At 67.0% G+C, this 19,663-nt stretch carries 16 protein-coding genes and 2 pseudogenes; 13 read left to right on the top strand and 5 right to left on the bottom strand.

Annotation, left to right across the window (positions count from 1 at the left end; translation table 11 throughout):
• The 3 genes from ACHWRX_RS12115 to ACHWRX_RS12105 form a co-directional block, all read right to left on the bottom strand.
• The coding region (locus tag ACHWRX_RS12115) for an ATP-binding cassette domain-containing protein (protein ID WP_394659383.1) at nt 1-557 on the bottom strand (557 nt) is incomplete at its 3' end.
• The gene (locus ACHWRX_RS12110) at nt 554-1,537 is read right to left on the bottom strand and encodes a hypothetical protein (protein WP_394659382.1); all 984 of its coding nucleotides are present in this window, start codon (nt 1,535-1,537) and stop codon (nt 554-556) included. The genes ACHWRX_RS12110 and ACHWRX_RS12115, both read right to left, overlap by 4 nt.
• Nucleotides 1,534-2,166, bottom strand: a complete 633-nt coding sequence (locus tag ACHWRX_RS12105) for a recombinase family protein (RefSeq protein WP_288414978.1) — start codon at nt 2,164-2,166, stop codon at nt 1,534-1,536. The genes ACHWRX_RS12110 and ACHWRX_RS12105 overlap by 4 nt, the downstream gene beginning before the upstream one ends.
• 137 nt (nt 2,167-2,303) lie before the next feature.
• Between ACHWRX_RS12105 and ACHWRX_RS12100 the strand changes: the two are divergent.
• Together ACHWRX_RS12100 and ACHWRX_RS12095 are read left to right on the top strand one after the other, a co-directional pair.
• Nucleotides 2,304-2,940, top strand: a pseudogene (locus ACHWRX_RS12100) (DUF4158 domain-containing protein).
• A 24-nt stretch (nt 2,941-2,964) separates the two neighbouring features.
• On the top strand, nt 2,965-4,899 hold the full coding sequence (locus tag ACHWRX_RS12095) for a Tn3 family transposase (RefSeq protein WP_394659384.1): 1,935 nt from the start codon (nt 2,965-2,967) through the stop codon (nt 4,897-4,899).
• Between the two features lie 33 nt (nt 4,900-4,932).
• On the opposite strand, the pseudogene ACHWRX_RS12090 reads toward ACHWRX_RS12095, so the two are convergent.
• A pseudogene (locus ACHWRX_RS12090) lies at nt 4,933-5,181 on the bottom strand (IS21 family transposase); the annotation flags it as partial.
• 987 nt (nt 5,182-6,168) lie between these two features.
• Between ACHWRX_RS12090 and ACHWRX_RS12085 the strand changes: the two are divergent.
• The 6 genes from ACHWRX_RS12085 (at nt 6,169) to ACHWRX_RS12060 (ending at nt 12,013) form a co-directional block, all read left to right on the top strand.
• A complete protein-coding gene (locus tag ACHWRX_RS12085; protein WP_394659381.1) occupies nt 6,169-6,735 on the top strand; it encodes a hypothetical protein in 567 nt (188 codons plus the stop codon).
• Nucleotides 6,732-7,763, top strand: a complete 1,032-nt coding sequence (locus ACHWRX_RS12080) for a hypothetical protein (protein ID WP_288414971.1) — start codon at nt 6,732-6,734, stop codon at nt 7,761-7,763. The genes ACHWRX_RS12085 and ACHWRX_RS12080 overlap by 4 nt, the downstream gene beginning before the upstream one ends.
• 125 nt (nt 7,764-7,888) lie before the next feature.
• Nucleotides 7,889-8,971 carry an SPFH domain-containing protein gene (locus ACHWRX_RS12075; protein WP_288414969.1) on the top strand — a complete coding sequence of 361 codons (1,083 nt, stop codon included), beginning with the start codon at nt 7,889-7,891 and terminating at the stop codon, nt 8,969-8,971.
• A complete protein-coding gene (locus ACHWRX_RS12070) occupies nt 8,968-9,630 on the top strand; it encodes a hypothetical protein (RefSeq protein WP_288414967.1) in 663 nt (220 codons plus the stop codon). The genes ACHWRX_RS12075 and ACHWRX_RS12070 overlap by 4 nt, the downstream gene beginning before the upstream one ends.
• Nucleotides 9,631-9,635: 5 nt before the next feature.
• Entirely contained in the window at nt 9,636-11,336 is a 1,701-nt protein-coding gene (locus ACHWRX_RS12065; protein ID WP_288414965.1) for a hypothetical protein, read from the top strand.
• Nucleotides 11,337-11,368: 32 nt separating this feature from the next.
• Nucleotides 11,369-12,013 (top strand): hypothetical protein, encoded by a 645-nt coding sequence (locus ACHWRX_RS12060; protein WP_288414964.1) that lies wholly within the window; start codon nt 11,369-11,371, stop codon nt 12,011-12,013.
• A gap of 10 nt (nt 12,014-12,023) precedes the next feature.
• On the opposite strand, the gene ACHWRX_RS12055 is transcribed toward ACHWRX_RS12060, so the two are convergent.
• On the bottom strand, nt 12,024-12,293 hold the full coding sequence (locus ACHWRX_RS12055; RefSeq protein WP_288414983.1) for a WGR domain-containing protein: 270 nt from the start codon (nt 12,291-12,293) through the stop codon (nt 12,024-12,026).
• 182 nt (nt 12,294-12,475) lie between these two features.
• Between ACHWRX_RS12055 and ACHWRX_RS12050 the strand changes: the two genes are divergently transcribed.
• From ACHWRX_RS12050 to ACHWRX_RS12030, 5 genes are all read left to right on the top strand, one after another.
• Nucleotides 12,476-14,083, top strand: coding sequence for a sensor histidine kinase (locus ACHWRX_RS12050; protein WP_288414961.1), 1,608 nt, complete (start codon nt 12,476-12,478; stop codon nt 14,081-14,083).
• A complete protein-coding gene (locus tag ACHWRX_RS12045; protein WP_288414959.1) occupies nt 14,080-14,685 on the top strand; it encodes a response regulator transcription factor in 606 nt (201 codons plus the stop codon). The genes ACHWRX_RS12050 and ACHWRX_RS12045 overlap by 4 nt, the downstream gene beginning before the upstream one ends.
• Nucleotides 14,686-14,935: 250 nt before the next feature.
• Nucleotides 14,936-16,069: a DNA repair exonuclease gene (locus ACHWRX_RS12040; RefSeq protein WP_288414957.1), complete on the top strand. Its 1,134-nt coding sequence runs from the start codon at nt 14,936-14,938 to the stop codon at nt 16,067-16,069.
• The gene (locus tag ACHWRX_RS12035; protein WP_394659380.1) at nt 16,066-18,696 is read left to right on the top strand and encodes an AAA family ATPase; all 2,631 of its coding nucleotides are present in this window, start codon (nt 16,066-16,068) and stop codon (nt 18,694-18,696) included. The genes ACHWRX_RS12040 and ACHWRX_RS12035 overlap by 4 nt, the downstream gene beginning before the upstream one ends.
• 166 nt (nt 18,697-18,862) lie before the next feature.
• Nucleotides 18,863-19,660: a hypothetical protein gene (locus ACHWRX_RS12030; protein ID WP_288414954.1), complete on the top strand. Its 798-nt coding sequence runs from the start codon at nt 18,863-18,865 to the stop codon at nt 19,658-19,660.
• Nucleotides 19,661-19,663 lie beyond the last annotated feature (3 nt).

Genomic DNA, 19,663 nt, shown 5'->3' with positions numbered 1-19,663 from the left:
GTGATGAGCTTCAGGGCGCTATCAACTATGTCGCGCAGAACCTCGCAAAGGTCGAAGATCGCGACGGGATCGAGCCAATTGAACGGCTCATCGAGGATCACGAGGGAGTGACCGCCCACGAAGGCCGCGGCGATGGCGATCCGTTGTCGCATGCCCGCGGAGCGGTCGCCGATCCAGCGGTCCAGCAGCGGAGCCAGGCCCAGCGCTTCATGCAGCTTTCCCAGGCGGGCGCGGACATCATCAATGCTTCCGCCGACGAGTTCGAGAACATCGCGTCCACGCAAGGCATCCGGCAGCTTATCCGCAGGAGGAGAGAAGCCGAAGCGCAGAGCGCGAGCGGCACGATCCTCGACCAACTCCTCAGCACCGATCCGGCATGATCCGCCGGCGAAGGGCAGTCGGCCGGCAAGCGCCCTGAGCAGACTGGTCTTGCCCGATCCGTTAGCGCCGATGAGGCCGAACCACGATCCGGGTGCGACGGTCAGATCGACGTCCTGCACGACGCGCTGTCCGCTTCGCTCGACAGCTGCGCCTGTCAGCTCGACGAAGAGGCTCATGCCAGCAGCCATGTCTTCGTCCGCCCGCGGCGTTGCAGCTGCCAGAGCATCGCGAGCGCGATGACGGGCAAGGCCACCGGCATCGAATAGGCGGCCAGCGCGAGCAATCCTGCGAGGATGGACACGAGGACATCGGCGAACCGCTTGGTATGCAGCCGATAGGCGAGGATGCGCAGCGTCAGGAGCAACAGAATGCCGACGCAGGCGGCAGCGGCGATGCCGGCCGCGACCGGCCCCAGTATGATCCAGCATCCGGGCACCGACACGGCAAGGAAGGTCGCGATCCCCTTGCCGTGGTGAACGACAATGCGCCGCGATCCGTGTCCGGCGATCGTCATGAAGCGGACGACGGCGTCATCGACGCTGGTCAGCGTCAGGGTGAGCAGCATCGAGGCTATGCCGACCACCGCCATCAGCGCGTTCGTGCCCAGCGTGCGGGCCGGCAACAGCAGCAGGAGCAGGACCGTCGCAGCCGTTACCCCGGCGATGGGGCGATGCAACCATGCCCGGAGCGTCCATCCCGGTCGCGCCGTACCAGCGATCCGCTTCGGCATCCTGACGCCACCGGTCAGTCCGGCGATCAACACGCCGGCGAGATAGGCGGGCACGCTGATGACCAGCAGCGAGGGGCGCACGATCAGGGTCGTCACGGCCAGCAGCGTCAGTCCGACGCCATGCCATGCCGTCATGTAGCGTCGGCGGGTCTGCGGGTGCAGGGCGTCGGCCGCAAGCAACCCGTCGAACGCATGGAAAGCAAGACGCCCCCCGACAAGGCGTTCCACCCCGATGCCGATCAGCATGCCCGCACCGAACGCCGTCCACGCCGCAACCCTCCAGGGACGGTCGGCGACCCACGCATGGGCGACGGCCAATGCAGCCAGCACCATGAGCGTGGCGATCACGCGGTCGTGCCAGCCCGCGAACGTCGCCCGGATCGTGTTCGAGGCGATCAGCCGGTCCTGACGGAACAGGCGGTTCATTTCGCCTTGCGCCGGTCCAGCAGTCGCTGGCCATCATTGCGCAGCTCGCCCTTCGGCCCGACGAAGCGGTAGAGCGTCTGGCGGGTGATGCCGAGTTCGGCGCACAGCTCGGCGACCTTGGTTTCGGGCTTGCCCATCGCCGCTTGGGCGAGGCGCAGCTTGGCCGGTGTCATCTTGAACGGGCGACCGCCGGTCCGCCCGCGGGCACGGGCCGCGGCGAGGCCCGCCTTGGTGCGCTCGACGATCAGCTCGCGCTCGAATTCGGCCAGCCCGGCGAAGATCGCGAAGACGAGGCGACCGTTGGCGGTGGTGGTATCGATCGACGCGCCCTCGCCGGCGAGCACCTTCAGCCCAATGCCGCGCTTCGTCAGGTCACCGACCAGGTTGACGAGGTGGCGCAGGTCGCGCCCCAACCGGTCGAGCTTCCACACCACCAGCGTATCGCCGTGGCGCAGCGCCTTGATACATGCCTCCAGCCCCGGCCGGTCGTCACGCTTCCCTGATGCGGCGTCGGTATAGAGGTGACGTTCCAGATCGACCCCGGCCTTCGCCAATGCGTCGCGCTGCAGATCGATGACCTGGCTGCCGTCCGCTTTCGACACCCGCGCATAGCCGATCAGCGCCGTCACTTTAACGAGCGTCCACGTGACAGATGAAGGCAGCGCCGCAAAGCAACGCCTTCCTGTCACTTAACCAGTCACTCCGGCTATGTCGCATCAACGTCATCACGCCGTGATTGTGTGACAGCAGGGAGGACAGGGTCAAGATGGTCGCGCAAATCCTGTCGCCGGCACAGCGCGCCGCGCTGTTCGATCCGCCATCGGACCCGGCCGAGATCGAGCGGCTGTACACCCTTGGCCCGGACGATCTGGTCGAGGTGTTCCGGCGCAGGCGCGCCGCCAACCGGATCGGCTATGCGGTCCAGCTCGGCTATCTCCACCATCCCGGCCGGGCGCTCGAACCCGGAAGCACCGCCTACGGCGATGCTCGCGGTGCTGGCCGCGCAAATCGGCTGCGCTCCCGACGCCTTCGCCGACTATGCCGCACGCGACACGACGTTGCGTGAGCATCGTGCCGCGATCGAACGCAGGCTCGGCCTCCGTACCTTCGAGCGCGCCGATCGCGGGATGGTCTTTGCAACCGCCAGCGAGGTGGCCGCATCCACCGACCGCTGCGATGCCATCGTCGCGGCCATGGTCGAACGGCTGCGCGGGGCGGGTGTCGTGCTGCCGGTGCCGGCCGTCCTCGAACGCATCGCGCTGGTCGCCCGCGCGGAAGCGAGGCGGCAGGCGTTCGCCCGGCTCGGCCGCGACCTGACACCGGATCGGGTAGAGCGGCTCGATGCACTGCTGCGGATCGGGGGAACACCCACCCGTTCGGCTCTGGCATGGATACGCGACTGACCCGAAGCGCCCGGTGCCGGCAACCTGAAGGCGATCGTCGATGAACGGATCGGATGGCAGGCGCTCGAACAGAGCCTGCGCGCAGCCGAGGAACTGACCCGCCCCGGCGAGGACGGCCTTGACGAGGTGGTGGAACGCTATCCGGCGGTTCGCCGCTTCCTGCCGACTTTCCTCGCCGCGTTCCGCTTCCGGACCGCCCGTACCGGTGATCCGCTGCTCGGCGCGGTCGAACTGCTCCGCACCTTTTATGCGGACGGCCGCACGATCCTGCCGCGCAAGGCGCCTGTGTCGTTCCTCAAGCCCAAATGGCATCGCATCGTCATGCCGACCGATGGTGCATTCAACCGGCGCGCTTGGGAGATCGCGGTGCTGGTCCATCTACGCGACCGGCTCGCCTCCGGAGCGATCTGGGTGGATGGCAGCCGCGCCTATCGCACGCTCGACGATTATCTTCTGCCAGCCCCGGCCTTCGCGACCATGCGTGCCGAAGGGCAGCTCGGCTTGGCGGTGAGCGGCACCGCATCCGACTGGATCGCCGCGCACCGCGACCGGCTGCGCCAGCGCATGGGCGAGGTGGAGCGTGCCGCAGCCAAGGGAACGCTGCCCGACGCCGCGATCGAGGACGGCCGCATGACCATCTCACCGTTGCGGCGCTCTACGCCCGATGAGGCGGAGGAACTGAAGGCCCGCCTCTATGGCCTGCTGCCGCGCATCCGGATCACGGACCTGCTGGCCGAAGTCTCGGCATGGACCGGCTTCGCCGACCGCTTCGTTCATACCCGCACCGGTTCACCCGCGAGTGACCAGTCCGCGCTGATGGGTGCGATCCTCGCCGATGGCACCAACCTCGGTCTGGCCCGCATGGCGGAAAGCTCGCGCGGGCTGACCCATGCCCGGCTGCTGTGGACCGCCGAATGGCACATCCGCGACGAAACCTATGCCGGCGCGCTCGCCGCGATTGTCGACCATCACCACGCCCATCCGCTCAGCCGGCTGTGGGGGTCGGGCGACACCTCATCCTCGGACGGGCAGTTCTTCCGTGCCGGCGGGCGCGGCGAGGCGCGCGCCGACCACAACGCCCGCTATGGCAGCGAGCCGGGCGTGCTGTTCTACACCCACATCTCCGACCGCTTCGCGCCCTTCCACAGCAAGGTCATCGCCGCCAATGTCGGCGAGGCCCCACACGTCATCGACGGGTTGCTCGACCATGAAAGCGGGATTGCGATCCGCGAACATGCGACCGACACCGCCGGCGCCGTCGATCACGTCTTCGGTCTGTGCCACTTGCTCGGCTTCCGCTTCGCGCCCCGCATCCGCGACCTTGGCGAACGCCGCCTCTACGCCATGAGCGATCTTGCACCCTGGCCGACGCTGCGACTGCTCGTCGCCGGTCCGGTAAACCTTCGTGCCATCGATGAGGACTGGGACGAGACGCTGCGGCTTGCCGCCTCGATCCGTGCCGGCACCGTCCGCGCATCGGTGATGCTGCGCAAGCTCGCCGGCTATCCGCGCCAGAACCCCGTCGCCCGCGCGCTCCGCGAGATCGGGCGGGTCGAGCGCACCCTGTTCATGCTCGACTGGCTCGACGATGTCGATCTGCGTCGCCGCACCAACGCCAACCTCAACAAGGGCGAGGCTCGCAACGCGCTCGCCCGCGCCGTCTTCTTCAACCGGCTCGGCGAACTGCGGGACCGCACCTTCGAGAACCAGCGGCACCGCGCCTCCGGTCTCAACCTCATCGTGTCGGCCATTATCCTGTGGAACACCGTCTATCTCGACCGCGCCGCCCGCCACCTGCGCGAGCGCGGCATCGAAGTGCCCAATACCCTGCTCGCCCATGTCACCCCGCTGGGCTGGGAGCATATCAGCCTTACCGGCGACTATCTGTGGAGCGAGATCGACAAACACCGCGAGCGGTTCAGGCCGCTGCGGACCACGGGATCAGCCATCCGCCCTTAACGTACGCTCAGAAAGACATTCTGCGATGACCCCCGTTTGCACCTGGTTTTCGACCTGACCCTTTTCCCAACCGGCTGCGGGAGAGCAGGCTGTCGGCTCGACCATGTAGTGGCTGGCCATGACCAGGAAGCGTCGGTTGAAGACCCGCTCCTTGCCGGTGAAAACGCTCGTCATCGCCGTCTTCATGTTATCGTAGATGCCGCGCGTCGGCACCCCGCCAAAGAAGGCGAAGGCTCGGGCATGAGCGTCGAACAGCATCTCCTGCGTCTCGCGTGGATAGGCGAGCGCGTCGACCAGGCATCGGTCAAGGATGGCCAGCCCAGGCCCGGCCTCCGTCTCTCGATCGAGATGGGCGGCGAACACCGCCGCAATCGTAGCGGCGTCGGAATGACGCCCCAACGGCACGCCGGCCAACTTCAACCGATCCCCGAGCCCGTCGAGGAGTATCACTGGCCCCTCCTCGGCCAAGCGATTCCGAAGCGCCTGGCAGAAGGTCGACTTGCCGACCCCCTGCGCGCCAGTCACCCCGATGAGGAACTTGCCCGCCCCCGCCTGCGCACGATCTTCCATAGGGGGGAAATATGCTCACGGCCAGCGACGAAGTCCAACCTTCAGTTCGCCGCCGATGCTCGCCTCCTTCGCTCACGCTGAGGGATACAGCGCTCCGTTACAAACGCAACTTACAGACCGTGCGCTGATGGCTTACTTGATGGCTACGTTCCACCCTTGGGTCAACGATCGGCCATCTCAGTTGTGAATGGCCGATAGTATTTCAGTTAGTGGCTCTGCGCTGACCCGGAGATCGGTAAGGCTAGTCATTAGCTGCGGCAGATTTATAGGTGATCTGAACGAACGGCTGCTAAGGTCGACGTAGCGCTCGAAAGCGGCCGGGCCGTAATCCACCACCCGAAGGCGTTCGAGATCCCTGCCCTGCTCCCTGAACGAACGTCCGCTCTCTCGCGCACGCCTCCCGAGAGCGGACGGGCCGCTATCCACCAAAGTCCACCACTGCAGAAGCTCGAGGCGCGTGCCCTTGCATCAAAGCGGATCCGCTTGCCGCGGCTGACCGCACGAGTCACCCAGGCCGAAGCCTTGATCAACATACAAGATCGCACATTACGGATGGACACCGCGACGTGATCTCGCCCATCTGACCCGATGAACATGCCGCATCTCGAAGTAGGCGCTAATCGCGCTGCAGTGCGCGAATGGCGCGACGCGGCTGCACTTACGGCAATTGCCGCGCTGCACGCAGCAAGCCGGTGTGCCATGCAATTGCTCGAGGAGCAGATGCAGTCGATCGTAGGGCCGGGTTCGGTCGTCAGGACAGAAGCGTTTGCACGTGACATGATCAGGCCGATCATGCGCGCGCAGGTGACACCAATGGCCGATGACTGGTTCAACGACCACGCGCGGGCTTTGCGGCAGATTGATCCTCGCCTGGAAAAGCTCGCATTGCGCTTCGCGTTGATCAGAGATCGCCCGGTGCTTCCCCAAGACGAGGTGATTGCGCCGACCGGTTGGATTGCACCTGCCTGGCTGCGCAGAACATCGGGCACGGTTGGATCGGTCACAAGCCGTCTGTCACTCGAAGGTGCCACTAGCGTGGTTCCAGAGGCGCTGCGCCAAGGTGCGGAACAGGCCATGACGCGGCTCGGACGAGAACTGGGCGAGCGTGCCGGTTTTTACGAGAGATTTCGCGTGGCCGCGCGCGCCGAACTGTCGCGCGTGTGGCTTGGGCCAGCTCTCACCGCCCCTTCCCCACGACCGTATCTGGCGCAACTGCTCGATACAGTAGATCGTACCAGTGACGAAGCCATGGAGATCATCGCGTGATTGCGGACGTGTTCCTGCGGGAGATCCCAGCAGCGCTGCAGGCGGGCATCCGCAGCGGCCAACTGGACGTCTATGGGTCGGTCATTCGCAACGTCTCGAATGGGCAGATCGCCGGCTTCCTGCAGGAAACGAGTGCGCTGTCGAAAGTCGCAGCGCTGGTGAACGCTGGCCCGGCCGCACCGCTCCAGCTGGTGAGCGCCGGCGTCCAGATCTTGCAAAACGAGCAGATCAAGACCGGGATCTCTGCCGTGCAGCAGAGCTTGGCAGTACTCAACGAGCTGCAGATCGCGAACCTGGCACTGGGCGCAGCGGGGATCGGCGTCACCGCGGTCGGCTTTGCGGTGATGAGCAAGAAGATCGATCGCGTGCGTGAGGATGTGCGGGTCTTGGATGGCAAGCTTGACCGGCTGCTCGACGAGTTCGCGCGCGATCGAACGGAGAAGCTGGACGACATGTTCGATCGTCTGCGCGGGCTTGCAGAGCGCATCGACATGCGCTGGAGCATGAGTGGGGACAGGGCGGCCCTGGGCTGGCAGCATGATGCGGACGAGGTCGACCGCCTCAGCACGTTCTTCGCGGGCCGGGCGCGTCGCCTGCTCGATGCACGGGCGGACACGGTCATCGAGGCTACTCCGCTGCTGGATGCATTTGCCATGGCATCGGGCATGCGGATCGGCGCCCTGGCGCTTGCAGGCGAGACACAGGCGGCCGTTCAGGTTGCGCGCGACGATGCGGCGAGAATGGAGCAGATGACGGGCCGCATCGGCGCAGCCGATCTGGCCCGCGCGTGGCTGGAATCCTCGCAGTGGCAGGCGGCTCCTGGTAGCGACGCTGCCGGCGAGGCGTTGGCTCTTGCCTCCACGCACGCGCGATCAGCCGCGACCACACTGCGAGCTCGTGAGGCGGTCGCGGCTACGCGCGCTTCGCCGCTGTTGGCTTTAGAATCGCAGGGCATGCTTGCGCGTGACTGGCTGGGGGCGGCGCGCGAAGAACAAGAGGCGCCGCTGCTGCTGATGACCGCCATCTGACCGAAGCCATAGCGCTCCGAAACTGCCTCACAAGCACGTAAGACTTTGTTAGTACTTTGAAAGACCTCCGGATATTTCCCGGATAGGCGCAGCCATGACTGCCACGTACTTGCTGCGGTTCGACGATGGCTCGCTCCAAGGGGGGCTTGCGGCGGTTGCCATCTCGCCTGTGGGGCATGGCAATGGCGCTCGCCAGCGTAGTCAAATGGAACGGTCCGGCCTCGGTGCTGGCTTGGAAGTTCCCGAACGAAGAACTCAACACGCTCTCCAGCCTCGTCGTCAACGAGGCGCAGGAGGCGTATCTCTTTCGCAGCGGCGCCATCGACGGACCCTATGGTCCCGGTCGGCACGTGCTCTCGACCGAGAACATGCCGGTTCTGACCTCGCTCTATCGTATTCCATACGGAGGACGCTCGCCGTTCACGGCGGAGGTCTGGTTCGTCAACAAGGCGGTTTCGCTCGACTTGAAGTGGGGCACCGTAGATCCATTGCAGATCATGGACCCGGGCCTGGGCGTATTCCTGCCGATCCGCTCGTTCGGGCAGATGGGTGTGCAGGTCTCTGACGCGAAGGAGTTCCTGACCTCGCTGGTCGGTACCATGCGCGGCTTCTCGCACCGCGAAGTCGCCGAGTATTTTCGCGGCTCGATCAATGACGCGGTGAAGACCGCCATTGCCGGACTGGTGCAGGACGGAACGGTCAACGCCTTTCAGCTTGGCGGCATGCTGCGCGACGTCGCCGATGCCGCCCATGTCGCGATCAGCGCCGAACTGGCTCGTTTCGGCCTGCGCGTCGTCAACTTCTACGTCAACTCGATCAACGTGCCCGAGGATGATCCCACCGTCGTGCGGGTCAAGACCGCCATGGCGCGCAAGGCCGAGATGGGCATCCTGGGCTTCAACTATCAGCAGGAACGCAGCTTCGACGCGATCGAGGCGGCGGCGGCTGCGAGCGACGGTGGCGCGGCCGGGGCGATGATCGGCGCGGGGCTGGGCCTTGGCGCCGGGCTCCCGCTGGGACGGGCGATCGGCGTGATCGCCGGCAACGCAGTGGGGCAAAGCAGCCTCGGCTCGGCAATGAGCGAAGAAGATCGCACACGCGGCCGCATCGCTCTGCTGCGCGAGCTCAAGGCGCTGCTTGACGAGGGCGTCCTCACCGCCGAGGAGTTCGCTGCGCAAAAAGCCTCAGTGCTGGAGAACGGACGATGAGGACCGCGCTGCTCGTCTGGGTCATCGCTGCCATCACGCTCAATGGCGGCGCGCTTTTGCTGGCCGGCGGAGCGGACATGCTGGACGTGCGCCAGACGGCGACGCTGGCGCTTCTCAACGTGTTCCTCGCCGGCGGTTTCGTTCCGGGATACAGCGATCGGGCACGCTCTGCATGGCCGGCTGTGCTTGCCGCTACGACCATCTCGACCGTCGCTTTTGTGCTTGGAGTGATTTGGTACGCCCTTGTCGACCGGGTGGCGCAGAGCGCAGTCCTGATGATCGACCTCGTCGCACTCGGCCTGTTCCTGGGCCTTCAGGTCCTGCTGGCACGGGCGCGCCAGGCTTTACCCGAAGGCCGCCCAGCCCCGCTGGCAGTCGCTCCCGACGAAAGCACGGTGCGTTCGATCGCAGTTCTGGTCGAAGCCGTTTTGGGTCAGCTGGCGATGGCGCGCACCTGCCCGCTTACGACGCGCCTTGAGCGCCTGTCGCGCCGTCTGCGCCGCGGTGAGATCAGCGCTACCGCATTAGCGCGCCACGAGATCGCCGCCGAGACGGCGCGGCTGCGCGCAACACTCGCTCGGACGCAATCGACCGGACACGCGAACGAGGACGATCTCGCCACCATTGCCAACCGCCTGGCCACCCTTCTGCAGGACTGACCGACATGCTCATGGAAGACTTGAACGACGGTCTCACCACCGCCGCCGCGATCACCTGCGACAAGTGCGGGGCGGACCTCGCGTTCGACGCCGCCCTGCAGGAAGTGAACTGCAACTTCTGCGGCCACGCGCTCGACCTGGAGGACAGCCGCCGTGTGCGGGTGGTCGAGCCCGATGGCATGGTTCCGTTCCGCACCGACGGTGAGACGTTCCGCGCGTCCGCGCTGCGCTGGCTGGTGACGGGCGACTACATTCCGGTTGACGTGCTCGCACAGGCGGACTTTGCCGACAACCGCGGCCTGTTCGTGCCCTGCCTCGCCTACAACGGCAATTTCTCAGCCGACTGGTCGGCCCAGGTCGGCACCGAGCGGCGCGAGACGGTGCTGGTCGAGCGCAATGGTAAGCTGTGCAACGAGACGCGGACCCACATCGACTATCACCCGGTCAGCGGCCGCGCGCACGACACCTTCGCCTATCTCGCCTGCGCGAGCCGTCACTTGCCGTCCGAGTTCAAGAGCTTCGTCGAAGAGGCGGGTATCCAGCAGGCCAAACCCTACGACGAGCGCCTGTCGCTCGGCTTCATGATGGAGATGCACGAAGCCGACATCGATCAGGACGGCCTGTTCAAGCGTCGCTGTGGTGCCCGCCTGAGCAACCGGGTCGACCATGCCGTGCAAGGCCAGATCACCGGCAGCCATGTCCGCGACGTGCGCAGCTCGTTCACGTACCGGTTCAACACGGTCGGTTCGATGCTGGTGCCGGTGTGGCTGCTGTCTTACGAATATGGCGTCGAGCGCTTCACCATCATCATGGATGGGCAGGACACCGGCCGCATCATCGGCAGCAGGCCGCACGATGCCGAGCAGCAGCGCCAGGCGCGCGTGCCGTTCTATGTTGCCGGCGGGATCGGCGTGGCCACGCTCGGCGCCGTGATCGCGGGCGCGAACGTGGATCCTTCGCTCGCACCGATCGCCCAGGCCGGAGCGGTGGGCTTGTTCGCCGCCACGGGTACCGCGCTTTTCGGTGCCGTTCTGAACCGCTGGCGGCTGCTCTCCACCCGGCAGGCGCTGCGCTCGCGGGCTCTGGAGGCACACAGCGCCGGCAGTACTCTCGACGTCGCGGCCGAGCTGGACGAGATGCAGGCGCATCGGTTCAGCCCGGCGCGGCTGTGGCGAGGGAGCCTTGTTCTTGCCGGCGTGGCCGCGTTGACGGTCTCCACCGCCAGCTACCTGTCACCCGATCGGACGGTCGAACCCGCCCCGCAAGTCGCAGCAGCGGACAGCATGGAGGACGCGCCGATTCTGGAAGCGCCAGTGACGGCCGATCCACAACCGCAGCTCGACGAGCAGGCGCCTGCCGAGATGCCGACCGAAAGCGCAGAACTCGCTGCCGATACGCAGATGAACGCGCAGCCTGCTCAGCCCGAGCCCACGCCTTCGCCCGCTTATGCGGCTGCTTATGCTCCGACCTATGCCTCGCCCAGCCCGCTTGCACAGCCGAGCCCCGACACGCGCGTGAGCGACCTGGCCGCGCAGACGCTGGCCGAAGCGCGCGACTGCATGGGACGTCAGAACTTCGACTGTGCGGAGGCGAATGCACGCACCGTACTGCGCCTGCAGCCGGGGCAAATCGATGCAGCCGCCATGCTGCGCACAATCGCCGCCCGCCGACGCGAGGCGCTGGCGTCTGACTGGAACGCGCAATGAGATCATTACCGACAACGAGGGGGAACCATCCAATGCACCGCAAGAAAGCCGCTCTGTGCCTCGCCGCCGCACTCAGCCTGACGCAAGTGTCACCGGCGATGGCCAGCGGCTCGGATGAAGGTGGGGGCAAATCCTGCAAGGCCAAAGACGCTGCTGTCGCCGGCGCGGTCCTGGGCGCGCTGATCGGTGGGCTGGCCAGCAAGAAGACGGGCAGGGGTCTCGCGATCGGCGGCGCCCTGGGCGCGGCAGTCGCCAGCATCGGCTGCGTCGCGGTCAACTCGCGCGTCACCCGCCAGCGCAGCAACGATCAGGTGCTGCAGGATGGCCGCTCGCGCCTGGGGGCGGTCACGCAGCCGACCTTGCTGTCGTATACCAGTGCCACGGCGCGGCCGAGCTATCAGCTTGGCCAGCAGATCACGATCCAGGACTCCATGGTGGTGGCGCTGCCTGCCAACGCACCGGCGACACCGATCCGCGAGGTGTTCGAGATCACCACGCCCGACGGCGACACCAAGACCTTCACCAAGCCGGTCGGCGACAGCGGCGGCGAACTGAACAACGAGCTGACCTTTACCCTGCCCAACGCGATGAAGCGCGGCAACTATCAGGTCCGATCACGCTTGCAGGTTGCCGACCAGGACATCGGGCAGGCGCGGACATCCTTCCTCGTGGTGTAGCGCGTCTTACTCAGGCACAGCATATCACCCGGTAGGGAACCCCAATACGCCGGGGTGCACGTGCGCGACGGAGCAGCAGGTGCCGCGCGAAACGCTGCGCCTCCGCAGGATCGGCAAAGGCGCTGGCACGTGCTTGCCCTGCCTTGCCGATCCGACCCCACCGCCAGGACACGACTGTCCAACCCAGCAGATCAGGTCCGGCGCTTATCGCCCAGCTTCGCGCAAGGTTGCGCTCCGGAGCGCGTGCTTCGAGTGTAACGCTCCCACCCTGCGGGCGCATGAGGATGTCGAGAAGTGCCGCCGTGTCCATGGCATGAGACTGCGCCCTGCCGATACGCAAGGTCCAACATGCATTTTGAATCAGACCGGCCTCGCTGATTCAGAAAATCGATGAACGCTCAACGGCATCCGGGCATAATCCGGGTTTCGCTGCCGGATCGATGCCGCCACAGGCTGTCCAGGATGATGAAGGTTCCGGTCTCGCGCTTATGGCACGCCAAGCCGCTGTCCCGGATCGCTCTGTGCCGCACGGACGCCTGGCTGCTGCTGCTCTACGCGTTGTGCTTCGCGGCGTTGCACTGGGCGGCGCGGCCGTGGGGCGGCGCGGGGTTCTTCTCCTTGTGGTACCCGCCTGCAGGTCTGCGGTTTGCCGTACTGTGGAGCCGCGGACCCAGGCTTACACCGTGGCTGGTGCTGACCGAGATCGCGACCGACATCGCGACAGGCACGATCGGGTGGAGTGATGGGTCTGCCCTCCAGGGAATTACCGGCGCCGCGCGGCCCGGGCTGACGTACGGCATCGCCATGGCACTGGTGCGGGATGTCTCACGCGGGCGGAGCAGCACCTTGGCGCTGCCGCCGATGATCTTCGGCGTAGCGGCGATCGCCGCACCCGCGCTCAATGCGCTGATGGTCATCCCGTTCGAGGCCTGGCTTCCACCCGAGGCCGAACGGTACCGCAGTGGTGTTGACGTGGCGATCTCGCTGACCAGCCTCGCGGTCGGCGATCTGCTGGGCATCCTCGTGCTGGCCCCGCCGCTGCTCTGGCTAGGCAGCGTGGCCTGGACGCAGGAGCGCAAACCCCTGCCCCGTCCGGGCCTGCGCCCGATCCTGGAAGACGCCATCGTCATGAGCGGCTGCCTGCTGCTGACCGCCGCCTTGTGGCGCGCCGGCCTTGGCGCGCAGACCACGCCCAGCTTGCTCGCCGGCGCCTGGATCGGCTTGCGCCATGGCCGGACCGCAGCGTGGTTCGCGATCCTGTCGCAGGCGCTGGTCTTCCTCCCCTACTCGGCCGGCACGCTGGACGATGGCACCCGTCTCGAGCTGCATCTGGGAATCGCTTCGGCGGTGCTGGTGACCTGGCTGGCCGGCAGCTTCTCCGACGCACAAGCCACCGCGCGCGGTGCGCTAGACCGGCGCAACCGGCTTCTCTACCAGGCCGAGCGGCTCAAGACCCTGCGCGCGATGTCGGTGGCAGTCATTCACGAGATCAGCCAACCACTCACCACGCTCGCGATAGAGGCCGCGCACTTGCGCTCCGCCACGGCCGGACTCGGCGAGGACATCGCGACAAGTGCCGAGCTGGTCGACCGCAAGGCGCGCACGCTCTCGGAACTGGTCCGCCGCCTGCGCCGCTTCGGCGGACGCGACGTGGACGAGCCCTCGGCGCTGCCCGTCGCCATGCTGATCCAGACGGCATGCCAGATTGTCGGCTTCGAACTGCGTAGCCAAGGGGCGAAGCTTCATTGCGGGCCCGTGCCGCTCGAGCTGGCGGTACAGGCGCAGGAAATTGAGCTGACCCAGGCGCTCGTGAACCTCCTGCGCAACGCGATCGCTGCAGGTGACGGCCAGGACATCGGCCTGATGGTGGAAGAGGATGGCGAGAATTTGCGCATCGAAGTCCGCAATCCTGCGGCGCACATAGCGCGCGAAAGCGCCGGCATGGGAATCGGCCTCACCATCGCGCGCACGATCGTCGAGGCGCACGGCGGTCAACTGTGGCGAGAAGACGATCCGGGCACCGTCCGCTTCGTGATATCCTTGCCGCTGCTCATCGGAACACCGGCATGATCGAGACCGCGCCTGCTCCCCTCTCCCTCGTCGCCGTGCTCGACGACGATGCGGATCTTGGCGCGACGATCGCGCGCCTGCTAGTACGACACGGCATCTCGGCAAGCCCGTTCGTCGCTCCGCAAGATGTGCTCGCAGCGCTGCCAGCCTCGCGCTTCGCCTGCGTGGTCAGCGACATCCAGATGGGCGAGATGGACGGCTTCGCCTTCGCCGACGCCTTGCGCGCCCGCGACCCTGCCGTTGCGCTGGTGTTCATGACCGCCTGGCCAACCACCAGCCATGCCGTCGATGCGGTGCGCCGCCACGGGGGCCTGGACTACCTGGAGAAGCCGATCGACGAGGCGCGCCTCCTGGCAGCCGTCAGCGATGGTCTGGCCTGGTCCACCCGCCAGCGCCGGATCGCCGCCGTGACCGCCAGCTTCACCCGCCGCGAGCGCGAGGTCTTCGATCTGCTGGTGCGCGGACACTCGAACAAGGAGATCGGCGAGCGGCTCGCGATCTCGGCTCGGACCGTCGAGGATCACCGCGCCGCCATCGTCGGCAAGACCCGCACCAACGGCCTGGCCCAGCTCATCGCGCTCAGCCGCGGCGAGGGGCTTTGACCGGCGCACATCCGGGTATTTCCCCGATCGACGCGCATCGCCGCATCGACGATCTGACCTGCGAGTTTCCCGGGGGAAACACCCCTGATCACGAGGCGACCCGAGGCTTCTTCGCCGAGCGAAGAGCTTCACCTTTACCGGCGGGAGCGAAACCGCTTCCGCCGGCTCTTTGGCGGCGGCGACCGGTTCTGACGTAGCGGATGCGTTTACCCTGAACTAAACCGCCCGAACACAACGCCGGACACCCCACATGCGCTTCATCCACACCGCCGACTGGCAGCTTGGCAAACCGTTCGGGCGCTTCGACCCCGACACGCGCGCTGCGTTGAGCGAGGCGCGCTTCGACGTGATCGACACCATCGGCAAGGCAGCCGCGCAGCACCAAGCGCGCCACGTCCTCGTCGCCGGCGACGTGTTCGACACCGAAGGACCGGACGAGCGCACCATCGTCCAGGCCGTCACCCGCATGGAGCGCCATCCCTGCCGCTGGTGGCTGTTGCCCGGCAATCACGACTTCGCCCGCAACGGCGGCCTGTGGGATCGCGTGCGCCGCCGCGGTGCCGCCAACGTCACCGTGCTGGCGCAAGCCGAGGCGCTTGCGCTCGCCGATGATGCCTGGCTGCTCCCCGCGCCCCTGCTCCACCGCCACACGCTCGATGATCCGACCGAGGCGTTCGGCCGAATGGAGACGCCCGCCGGCGCCTTGCGCATCGGCCTGGCGCACGGCTCGATCCGCGGCTTCGGCAGCCAGGGCGACACCAAGAACCTCATCGCGCCGGACCGCGCCAGTGTGTCGCGGCTCGACTATCTGGCGCTCGGCGATTGGCATGGCACGCTGCAGGTCGATCTCCGGACCTGGTACGCCGGAACGCCCGAGACCGACGACTTCAAGGCTGGACGCGAGGCACCGGGACAAGCGCTGCTGGTCGACATCACACAAGGCGCAGACCCGGCGGTGACGCCGCTCGCGACCGGAAGCTTCCGCTGGCTGACGCACGAGTGGGCCGTAGCCGATGCAACGGGCTTCGCAGCCTTGTGCAACGATCTGCTCGACGCCTGCGGGCCCGCCGCCACGCTGCTGCGCCTCTCGCTCGCCGGGATCGTCCCGCTAACCGACCGCGCCGCGATCATGGCGCGGATCGAGAGCGATCTCGCGCACCGCTTGCGCTACCTCGATGTCCGCGATGCCGACATGGTGGTCCGGCCGACGCCCGAGGATCTCGCCACCTTGTCGGCCGAGGGCATGATCGGGCGGGCTGCGGCGATGCTGCGCACCCGGGTCGAGGCTGGCGGCGCCGACGCCCAGCGCGCCCGGCGTGCGCTGGAACGCTTGTTCGTGGAAGCCATCCGCGACGATGCCGCGCATGGAGGAGACGCCGCATGAGCTTGCAGCTGCGCCGCATCGCGCTGGAAAACTTTCGCAAGTTCCGCCAGCCTCACGAGATCGCCGGCCTCACCAGCGGCCTCAACATCGTCATCGAACCCAACGAAACCGGCAAGTCCACCCTGCTCGACGCGGTGCGCGCGGCGCTGTTCCTGAAGCATGGCTCGAAGACGCGGCTGATCTCGTCGTTCCAGCCCACCGGTGACAACGTCGGGCCGCAAGTCACCCTGGACTTCGAGATCGGTGGTGCGCCCTGGTCGCTCACAAAGCGCTTCCTCAGGTCGCCGACGATCGACTTGTCCGGCCCGCAGGGTCGCCACCAGGGCGACGCTGCCGAACAGGCACTCCAGGCGCTCCTCGGGTTCGAAACGGGCGCGCAAGGGTCCAGCTTCGAGAAGGACCTGCATGGCGCCTTGGGCATGCTCTGGGTGGCGCAGATGGACGGCCTGACGCTCAAGGCCCCGTGCGGAACCGTGCGCGACCTGATCGGCGCGACGCTGGAGGGGGAAGCCGGAGCGATAGTGGGCAGCGCCGCGTTCGATCGGGTCAGCGCCCGGATCGAAGCGCAGTACCTCAACTACTACACCGCGCGCAGCGGGGCAGCCACGGGACGCCTCTCCGCCACCCGCGCGCGCGTCGCCGAGGCGGCCGCCGCGCTCACCACGGCACAGCAGCGCGAGGAGGCGCTCGAAGCCGCCTTCACCGATCTCGAACAGACGCGGCAGAGCCTGCAGACCTTGCGGCGCGAGCTCGACGATGGCCAGGACAGTGCACAGCGGGCCGACCTCGTCGCGAAGCTGGAAACCGCACGCGGTGCCGCGCAGCAGCTCACCACGCGCCGGGCCGAAGCGGCCGCGACAGGCGCGCGGCTCGCAGGGCTTGAGGACCTTTCGAACCGGCATGGTGCCGCTCTGGAGCGCCAGGCGGCAGCTCAGGCCCGGCGGGACGAAGCAGTGAACGCACGCCAAGCGCTTGCCGCCGAACTACACTCTGAGCATGCCAGGACCAGCGAGGCGCGCACGGAGCTGGCGCAGGCCCTGGCAGCGCGCGACGCTGCCCGCACGGCCCTTGCCCAGGCGCGCGCGCAGGCGCTGGAGGATCGACGGCGGGCAGGCATCGCCGCAGCCCATGCCCGCCATGCGCAGGTGCGCGACCTCGAAGTGGACCGCCCCACCCTTGCGGCAACGCTCGGTGCGGCGGTGCCCGACGAGGTTCTCGAAGATCTCGCCGCCGCGGAGCGCGAGGTGGTCCGCCACCGCACCCTGCTCGAGGCGGACGGCACCCGCGTCGAACTGGTCGGCAGTGCTGACGCCGTTACCCGCGACGGCACGCCGATGGCGCAGGGCGAATGGACGCTCACGCGCGAGACGCGGATCGGCCTGCCCGGCGGCAGCGAGCTTGTGCTGCGCCCTTCGCAAGCGCTCGCCGGCGCCCAGGCCGCACTCGATGCCGCGACATCGCGCCGCGCGGCGATGCTGATGCAGTGGCAGCTCGACACCCTCGCCGATGCGCAGCGCCGCAACGATGCGGCACGTGAGGCGCAACGTACGCTCGACACCCTGGCTATACGCCTCGCCGCCCTGACCCCGGCAGATCCCGAGCTCGATTTGGAAGCCGGCAGTGCGGCGCTGACCGCCTTCGTCGCGGCGCACCCCCAGCCATCGGTCGCGGCCCCCTCCCCCGCCCGGCCGCTCGCCGAAATGGAGGTGGCGCTCGACGCGGCGGAGACGGCGTACACCCGCGCCGAAGCACGCCTGCGCCAGGCGGAACAGGACTTGCGCTATGCGGAGAAGGCGGAAACGCCGCTCATCGTCGAACAGCAGACTGCCGACAGCGACCTGACGCGCGTAGCGGAAGAGATCGCGACGCAGCACGCGCATCCGGACTTCGCCGGAGTCACCGCTGCCCTCGCCGAGGCTCGGGAGGCGAACGCCAGCGCGGCCGTGGCGCTGGTCAGCGCCGAAGCGAACGTGCGCGCCTTCGACGAGGATGCGCTGCGTCGCCAGATCAACAAGCTCGACGCCCGCCGCCGCGCCGCAGAAGAAAGCAAGAGCGCCCTCTTGACCCGGATCGCCCGGCTCGAAGCGCAGATCGAGAGCGATGGCGGCAAGGGCTTGGCCGAGCAGGTCGCGCTCGCCCGCGACGAGGACGAGGCTGCGCGCGCCGCTCTGGTCCGCATGGAGGAAGAGGCCGAGACCCTGCGCCTGCTGCGCGACACTCTGGCAGGGGCCGCGACAGAGACAGCGCGCACCATCACCGGCCCTGTCGCGGCGCGCGCCTCTAGGTATATCGGTCGCGTCCTGCCCGGCAGCGAGGCGGCTTTTGCGGACGACCTGAGCCTCTCCACCATCCGCCGCGCCGGCATGGACGAGCCTTGCGAGCAACTCTCGCGCGGTACGCAGGAGCAGCTGGCGATCCTCACCCGCCTCGCCTTTGCCGACATGCTGCTGGAAGAAGGCCGCCCGGTTTCGCTGATCCTCGACGATCCGCTGGTCTACTCCGACGATGTGCGCCTGGACGGTATGACCGACCTGATCCTCGAAGCCTCGCAGCGTATGCAGGTCATCCTCCTCACTTGCCGCGAACGCGCGTTCCGGCATGTGGAGGGGACGCGGATCCGGATGTGAACAGGTCCGTCAGGTGCGTTAACCTTCTGTAAGACCGGAGATTACCCGGATCGACCTGCGAGACGAGGGGGTCCAGGTTTCCCTAGCGAGATATCGTAGTCTCACCGCCCTCTTGTATCCGCAAATTCGGGCGAGCCGGCTGCGCTTCCATGCGACGGAGATCCTCATGTTTGAAACACCCCCTTCGACCCTATTCGACGAGATCCAGCTTCGTACATTCCGTGAGCTGCACCCCAAACCGGCGGCCTTTGCCGAAGGGGAACAAACAGAAGGTTGGGAGCCGATCGCCTGGTACGCCGGCGGCCCTGCCTCTCGCCCGTCGATTGACAAAATCCAGATTTCAGGAGCGATCAATCGCACGCGTCTGATCGCCATGCAGGCCGATCCCGAAATCTGCACTCTCGAACTGTGCGTCGCGATCCTCGCCTGGGGCGGCATGAACCGCGGCAACCGCGACCATCTGTTCCGCCAACCCGTGGACGCTTGGATCGAAGTCGCCTCGGCAATCCGGGCTGGCGAGCTGTCGCGATCGCAGGCTTTCGACGCCTTCGCCAAGCTGTACCATCGAAAGGTGATCAAGGGCATGAAGCCGGCCTACTTCACCAAACTGATCTACTTCCTGATGCCACGCGGTGGCGCGCCCATCGGCTACATCATGGACCAGTGGCTTGGCTGCTCGATGAACCTGCTGTGCGGTCAGGAGATCGTGAAGATGGATCACCAACTTAGCTGGCAGCAGAAGAGAGGTCTGGAGCAGCCAGAGCGAAGCCTGTCATCGAGTGTCAGTGCCTGGAACACAGGGCGGGATTACCAGCACTTCTGCAACGCCATTGAAGCACTGGCGCTCATCATGGGACCGGAATGGACCCCGGAAACGACCGAGCTGACTCTGATGTCACATGGCGGCCATCAGCCGGGCGCCTGGCGCGCCCACGTCAAGAACGAACGACTCACTCGCTTCTGAGAT

The sequence above is a fragment of the uncultured Novosphingobium sp. genome (genome assembly GCF_964277725.1).
GTDB lineage: Bacteria > Pseudomonadota > Alphaproteobacteria > Sphingomonadales > Sphingomonadaceae > Novosphingobium > Novosphingobium fluoreni.
This window is presented reverse-complemented; position numbering and strand designations above follow the sequence as displayed.

What these genes read in the sequence shown, in the direction of transcription:
- ACHWRX_RS12110 (WP_394659382.1), bottom strand. Translation starts at nt 1,537, where the DNA reads ATGAACCGCCTGTTCCGTCAGGACCGGCTGATCGCCTCGAACACGATC.
- ACHWRX_RS12085 (WP_394659381.1), top strand. Translation starts at nt 6,169, where the DNA reads ATGCAATTGCTCGAGGAGCAGATGCAGTCGATCGTAGGGCCGGGTTCG.
- ACHWRX_RS12075 (WP_288414969.1), top strand. Translation starts at nt 7,889, where the DNA reads ATGGCTCGCTCCAAGGGGGGCTTGCGGCGGTTGCCATCTCGCCTGTGG.
- ACHWRX_RS12070 (WP_288414967.1), top strand. Translation starts at nt 8,968, where the DNA reads ATGAGGACCGCGCTGCTCGTCTGGGTCATCGCTGCCATCACGCTCAAT.
- ACHWRX_RS12065 (WP_288414965.1), top strand. Translation starts at nt 9,636, where the DNA reads ATGCTCATGGAAGACTTGAACGACGGTCTCACCACCGCCGCCGCGATC.
- ACHWRX_RS12060 (WP_288414964.1), top strand. Translation starts at nt 11,369, where the DNA reads ATGCACCGCAAGAAAGCCGCTCTGTGCCTCGCCGCCGCACTCAGCCTG.
- ACHWRX_RS12055 (WP_288414983.1), bottom strand. Translation starts at nt 12,293, where the DNA reads ATGCGCCCGCAGGGTGGGAGCGTTACACTCGAAGCACGCGCTCCGGAG.
- ACHWRX_RS12050 (WP_288414961.1), top strand. Translation starts at nt 12,476, where the DNA reads ATGATGAAGGTTCCGGTCTCGCGCTTATGGCACGCCAAGCCGCTGTCC.
- ACHWRX_RS12045 (WP_288414959.1), top strand. Translation starts at nt 14,080, where the DNA reads ATGATCGAGACCGCGCCTGCTCCCCTCTCCCTCGTCGCCGTGCTCGAC.
- ACHWRX_RS12040 (WP_288414957.1), top strand. Translation starts at nt 14,936, where the DNA reads ATGCGCTTCATCCACACCGCCGACTGGCAGCTTGGCAAACCGTTCGGG.
- ACHWRX_RS12035 (WP_394659380.1), top strand. Translation starts at nt 16,066, where the DNA reads ATGAGCTTGCAGCTGCGCCGCATCGCGCTGGAAAACTTTCGCAAGTTC.
- ACHWRX_RS12030 (WP_288414954.1), top strand. Translation starts at nt 18,863, where the DNA reads ATGTTTGAAACACCCCCTTCGACCCTATTCGACGAGATCCAGCTTCGT.